At 73.3% G+C, this 5,394-nt stretch carries 6 protein-coding genes; 3 read left to right on the top strand and 3 right to left on the bottom strand.

The window, feature by feature from the left end:
• The 3 genes from ACFV5N_RS24145 to ACFV5N_RS24135 all read right to left on the bottom strand — a co-directional run.
• The coding region (locus ACFV5N_RS24145; RefSeq protein ID WP_385603582.1) for an NAD(P)-dependent oxidoreductase at window positions 1-711 on the bottom strand (711 nt) is incomplete at its 3' end.
• Window positions 704-1,285 carry an RraA family protein gene (locus ACFV5N_RS24140; protein ID WP_385603579.1) on the bottom strand — a complete coding sequence of 194 codons (582 nt, stop codon included), beginning with the start codon at window positions 1,283-1,285 and terminating at the stop codon, window positions 704-706. The genes ACFV5N_RS24140 and ACFV5N_RS24145, both read right to left, overlap by 8 nt.
• Before the next feature lie 31 nt (window positions 1,286-1,316).
• Window positions 1,317-2,108, bottom strand: a complete 792-nt coding sequence (locus ACFV5N_RS24135; protein WP_385603576.1) for an IclR family transcriptional regulator — start codon at window positions 2,106-2,108, stop codon at window positions 1,317-1,319.
• 126 nt (window positions 2,109-2,234) lie between these two features.
• On the opposite strand from ACFV5N_RS24135, the gene ACFV5N_RS24130 reads away from it, so the two are divergent.
• Genes ACFV5N_RS24130 through ACFV5N_RS24120 form a run of 3 tightly spaced genes read left to right on the top strand, consistent with a single transcriptional unit; the run spans window position 2,235 to window position 5,346 of the window.
• Window positions 2,235-3,221, top strand: coding sequence for a Bug family tripartite tricarboxylate transporter substrate binding protein (locus ACFV5N_RS24130; RefSeq protein ID WP_385603573.1), 987 nt, complete (start codon window positions 2,235-2,237; stop codon window positions 3,219-3,221).
• Window positions 3,218-3,823 (top strand): tripartite tricarboxylate transporter TctB family protein, encoded by a 606-nt coding sequence (locus tag ACFV5N_RS24125; RefSeq protein ID WP_385603570.1) that lies wholly within the window; start codon window positions 3,218-3,220, stop codon window positions 3,821-3,823. Before ACFV5N_RS24130 ends, ACFV5N_RS24125 begins: the two co-directional genes overlap by 4 nt.
• Window positions 3,823-5,346, top strand: coding sequence for a tripartite tricarboxylate transporter permease (locus tag ACFV5N_RS24120; protein ID WP_385603567.1), 1,524 nt, complete (start codon window positions 3,823-3,825; stop codon window positions 5,344-5,346). The genes ACFV5N_RS24125 and ACFV5N_RS24120 overlap by 1 nt, the downstream gene beginning before the upstream one ends.
• The last annotated feature ends 48 nt before the right edge of the window (window positions 5,347-5,394 follow it).

The raw sequence follows: 5,394 nt of genomic DNA, 5'->3' as shown, positions 1-5,394 counted from the left end.
GTCCAGGATGCCGCCGCGCGAGGTGTTGACGACGACGGCACCGGCCGGGAGGGCGGCGAGTTCCGCCGCCCCGATCAGGCCGCGGGTGCCGGGGGGGAGGGGGACGTGCAGGCTGAGATGGTCGGTGGCGGCCAGCAGGGCGGGCAGCTCGGCGGGTTCGGCTCCGGCGGCGGTGATGTCGGCGGCGGGGACCACCGGGTCGTGGGCCAGCACCCGCATGCCGAAGCCGTGCGCGGCGATGGCGGCGACCCGGCGGGCGATGCGGCCGAAGCCGAGCAGGCCGAGGGTGGCGCCGTGCAGTTCCCGGCCGCGGATCGCGGCGCGGGTGTCGCCCTCGTCGCGGACGGCGAGGCCGATGCCGCGCCGGACGGCGAGCAGCAGGGCGATGGTGTGCTCGGCGACCGACTGGGTGTTGGCGGTGGGGGTGGTGGTGACGGTGATGCCCTGGGCGCGGGCCCGGTCGAGGTCGACGGTGTCCAGGCCGACGCCGTGCCGGGCGATGATCCGCAGCCGGGGCGCGCGGCGCATCATGGCGCCGTCGACCCGCTCGGTGCGCAGCAGGATGCCGGTGACACGGTCACAGATGGCGTCGAACGGGACGGGGTCGGGGCCGTATCCCAGGCGTACCTCGGCGTGCCGGCGCAGCCGCTCGACGGCGTCGGGGTGGACGGGGCGCGGGATCCACACCAGGGGTGGCCGCTGGTCAGTCACGGGGCACCAGACGCTGGTTGGCGGCGCGGCGTCCGGCTTCGCCGGCGATCAGCCGGTGGGCGGCGGCGGTGACCTCGCCGATGTCCGCGCGGGGGACGACGGCGACGCCGTCGTGGTCGCCGAGGACCCAGTCGCCGGGGCTGACGGGGACACCGCCCACGGCGATGGTGGTGGCCGTGCGGTAGGGGCCGGTCTTCCAGGGGCCCGCCGGGGTGACGGCGCGGGCGAAGACGGGGACGCCGAGCGCGGGCAGTTCGGCGAGGTCGCGGGCGGCGCCGTCCAGGACGATGCCGCCGATCTCCAGGGCTCTGGCCTTCTGCACCACGAGTTCGCCGATCAGGGCGCGGGTGGTGTCGCCGCCGCCGTTGACGACGAGGATCTCGCCGCGCCGGATGGTCTCGAACGCCGCGTGCAGCCCTTTGTTGTCGCCCGGCCGGGTCCAGACGGTGAAGGCGGGTCCTGAGAGGGTGGCGCCCGGCCACAGGGGGCGTATGCCGTCGGCGACTCCGAAGCGGTCCATGGCGTCGGAGACGGTGGCGACGGGGAGCGCGCCGGGGGGCGGGTAGGCGTGCACGGTTCTCCTCGGGTGGTGGGTCGTCGGGCCGTCAGTACAGGGCGGGCGGGAGCCCGATGCGGGCGATGTCCTCGGCGCAGCGGCGCACCGCGTGGACGAACTCGGGGATCTTCTCGTCGGTGAAGCGGACGGTGGGGCCGCCGAGGGCGAGGACGACGGTGCGGGCCGGGCGGCGGTCGCCGATGTGCGGGACGGGGACGGCCAGGCCGCTGTTGCCGGCTTCGCGCTGGCCGTGGCTGACGCTCCAGCCGGCCGCGGCGGCGTGGGCGATGCCGTCGCGCAGGGCCTGCGGGTCGCCGCCGGACTCGGCGACGATGCCGGTGACGAGGGCTTCGCGTTCGGCGGGCGGCTCCAGGCTGAGCAGGACGTAGGCGGCGGAGCCGACGTTCATGGGGAGCTGGTCGCCCTGCTGGACGGCGTGCCGCAGGGTGTTGGGGCTGGGGGCCTGGCCGACGACGACGCGCTGGTGGCCCTCGCGGACGTAGAGGCTGACGGTCTCGCCGGTTTCGGCGGCCAGGGCGCGCATCCGGGCGAGGGAGGCCTCGGGCACCGTCCAGGCGGCGTCGGCGAAGGCGGCGAAGGCGATCAGGGCGGTGCCGACCCGGATCTGGCCGTCGGCGCCGGTCTCCAGCAGTCCTTCGGCGGCGAGGGTGTCCACCAGGCGCAGCACGGTGGTCCGGGGGAGCCCGGTCTCGCGGACGATGTCGGCCGGGCCGAGGGACATCCGGTCGGGGGTGAAGGCCCGCAGGACCCGCCAGGCGCGGCTCACCGCGCGGATGCCGCCGGTTCCCTCGCCCGCGTCGGTGACCGCCGTGGATGTCATCACGCCCCCTTGTTCAGCAATCAGTTCGAACCAAAGGCTTGTATACCACCAGGCGGTCATCTATATCTACTAGGCGGACACTCTGGTGTCGCAAACCATTCGTTAACAGGTCACAAGGGAGTGTCCGTGCGGAAGAAACGTCCCGCTCTCGCGGCCCTCGGGGTCGTGATCACGCTGGTCCTGGCGGGGTTCGCCGCCGTGGACGCCAGCAACTCCGCCTCGGGGGCGACGCCGAGGTCCAAGCTCATCGTCATGGCGCCCGCGGCGCCCGGCGGCGGCTGGGACCTCGCCTCCCGCGAGGCGCAGCAGGCACTGCGCGCGGGGTCGATCGTCAACAACGTGCAGGTCGTCAATGTGCCCGGGGCCGGCGGCACCATCGGTCTGGCCCAGTTCGTCGAGGTGGGCGCCGACCCGACCCGGCTGATGATGACCGGTACGGTCATGGAGGGCGCGATCACCGTCAACAACTCGCCGGTGGCCCTGGAGGACACCACGCCGATCGCCCGGCTCGCCGAGGACTACGAAGTGCTGATCGTCCCGGCCGACTCGCCGTACCGGACGCTGGAGGACTTCCTGGCGGCCTGGCGGGAGAACCCGCACGGGCACGCGATCGGCGGCGGCGGCCTCGGCGGCACCGACCATCTGCTGGCCGGGCTCACCGCCCGGGAGGCCGGTATCGACCCGGCCGACCTCAACTACATCGCGTTCGCGGGCGGCGGCGAGGTGCTCACCGCGCTGCTGTCGCACACCGTGGAGGTCGGGGTCAGCGGCTACAACGACTTCCGCGACCAGATCGAGGCGGGCAATCTGCGCGCCCTGGCGATCTCCGCCGACGCCCCGGTGCCCGGGATCGACACCCCGACCCTGATCGAGCAGGGCATCGACGTCTCGCTGCCCAACTGGCGCGGCCTGGTCGCCCCGCCCGGCATCACCGACGCCCAGCGCGAGGAACTCATCGCCATCGTCACCGAAATGACCCGCACCCCGGAGTGGGCGGACGCACTGGACCGCAACAAGTGGGCGGACAGCCTGCTGACGGGGGACGCGTTCGCCGACTTCATCCGGGAGGACCAGGCCAGGGTCGACGCCGTCATCGAGGAGCTGGGCCTGTGAGCACACCGTCCGCGTCCGATCCCCGGCAGCCGGACTTCTGGCGCCGCAGGACCGGGCTGATCATGCCGCTGCTGCTGCTCGTCATCGGCATCGTGCTCGCCGTCGGCACCGTCACGATGGAGGTGCCGGACAACGTCGCCTCCCCCGGCCCGCGGTTGTTCCCCACCGTCATCGCGATCGGCTGCTTCGTCTTCGCCGTGCTGCTGGCCGTCGACGTCTGGCGCCGCCCCGAACCCGCGCGCGTCGCCACCCGCGAGACCGCGGCCGGGGCACCGGCACCGGCACCCGCACCGGCCGCCGCGGACGGCGCGCCGGACGAGGCGACGGCGACCGCCGCGCCGGAACCGCTGCGGATCCGGAGCAACCGGCCCGCGGTGCTCGGACTGGTCGGCACCGTGGTGGCGTTCATCGTGCTGCTGCTCCCGCTCGGCTGGATCCTGGCCGGCGCCGGGCTGTTCTGGGGGGTCGCCAGGACCCTGGGCAGCCGGCGGACGGTGTTCGACATCTTCCTCGCCGTCGCCATCTCCTCCGGCATCCAGCTGGCGTTCTCCGCCGGACTGGGGCTCAACCTTCCCCCCGGCATCCTGGAAGGGGTCTTCTGATGGACTCCCTGAGCAATCTCGGGGACGGGTTCCTCACCGTCCTCACCCCCATGAACCTGCTGTGGGTGTTCGTCGGCGCGCTGCTGGGCACCGCCGTCGGCGTCCTGCCGGGCCTCGGCTCGGCCATGGCCGTGGCGCTGCTGCTGCCGGTGACGTTCTCGCTCGACCCGATCGGCGCGTTCATCATGTTCGCCGGTGTCCTGTTCGGCGGGCTCTTCGGCGACTCCATATCCGGCATCCTGATGAACACCCCCGGCAACAGCACCGCGATCGCCGGGACCATCGAAGGCCACAAGATGGCGCAGAGCGGGCGCGCCGCCCAGGCCCTGGCGGCCTCGGCGATCGCCTCGTTCGTCGGCGGAACGGTGGCCTCGCTGCTGGTGGTGTTCTTCGCGCCCTCGCTGGCCCGGCTCGCCACCCTGTTCGGGCCGGCGGAGTATCTGGCGCTGGCGGTGTTCGCCTTCGTCGCCATCTCGGCCGTGGTCGGAGAATCGATCCTGCGCGGACTGACCTCCCTCGCCATCGGTCTGGCGATCGCCCTGGTCGGCATCGACGGCATGTCCGGTGCCTCCCGGTTCACCGCCGGGATGCCCGAACTCTTCGACGGCGTCAACATCGTGGTCATCACCGTCGGGCTCCTGGCCCTCGGCGAGGTCATCACGGTCGCGGCGCGGCGCGGCACCAGCGAGGAGGCCAAGCTCATCACCTCCACCGGCCGGCTGTGGCTCTCGCGCCGGGAGTTCCGGCTCGCCCTGCCCGCCTGGCTGCGCGGTACGGCCATCGGGGTGCCGTTCGGCATCATCCCGGTCGGCGGGTCCGAGGTGCCGACCTTCCTCGCCTACGGCACCGAGCGCCGGCTGGCCTCCCGCAAGCCGGGCTCCATGTTCGGCAAGGGCGCGATCCAGGGCGTGGCGGGACCGGAGGCGGCGGGCAACGCGACCGCGGGCACCGCCATGGGCGCGCTGCTGGCGCTGGGCCTGCCGACCTCGGCGACGGCCGCCGTCATGCTCGCCGCCTTCCGGCAGTACGGGCTGCAACCCGGTCCGCTGCTGTTCGAGCGCGCCAGCGAGCTGGTGTGGGCGCTGCTGGCCAGCTTCTTCATCGGCATGGTGGTGCTGCTGATCCTCAATCTGCCGTTCGCACCGCTGTGGGCGAAGCTGCTGAAGGTGCCCCGGCACTACCTGTACGCGGGGATCACCGTCTTCGCCATGCTGGGCATCTTCGCCACCAGCAGCAAGGTCCTGGATCTGGTGCTGGTGCTGGCGATCGGTCTGCTCGGGTTCGCGATGCGGCGTTACGGGCTGCCCGTGGCGCCGGTGCTGATCGGCGTCATCCTCGGGCCGCTGGCCGAGACCGAGTTCCGGCGGACCATGGCGGTCAGTGAGGGCGATCCGCTGGCGCTGGTCTCCAGCCCGATCTCGGCGACCCTCTACATCGTGCTGGCGCTGGGCGTCGCGGGGCTGCTGATCCAGCGCGCGCGGACCGCCCGGGCGCAGCGGGAGGCGCTGGAGACGGCCGCCTGAGCGTCTGCGCGCGTCCGCATCCGGCCCGGGGGCCGGCCCGCACCGGGC

Source organism: Streptomyces sp. NPDC059853 (assembly GCF_042731495.1).
Classification (GTDB): domain Bacteria; phylum Actinomycetota; class Actinomycetes; order Streptomycetales; family Streptomycetaceae; genus Streptomyces.
This window is presented reverse-complemented; position numbering and strand designations above follow the sequence as displayed.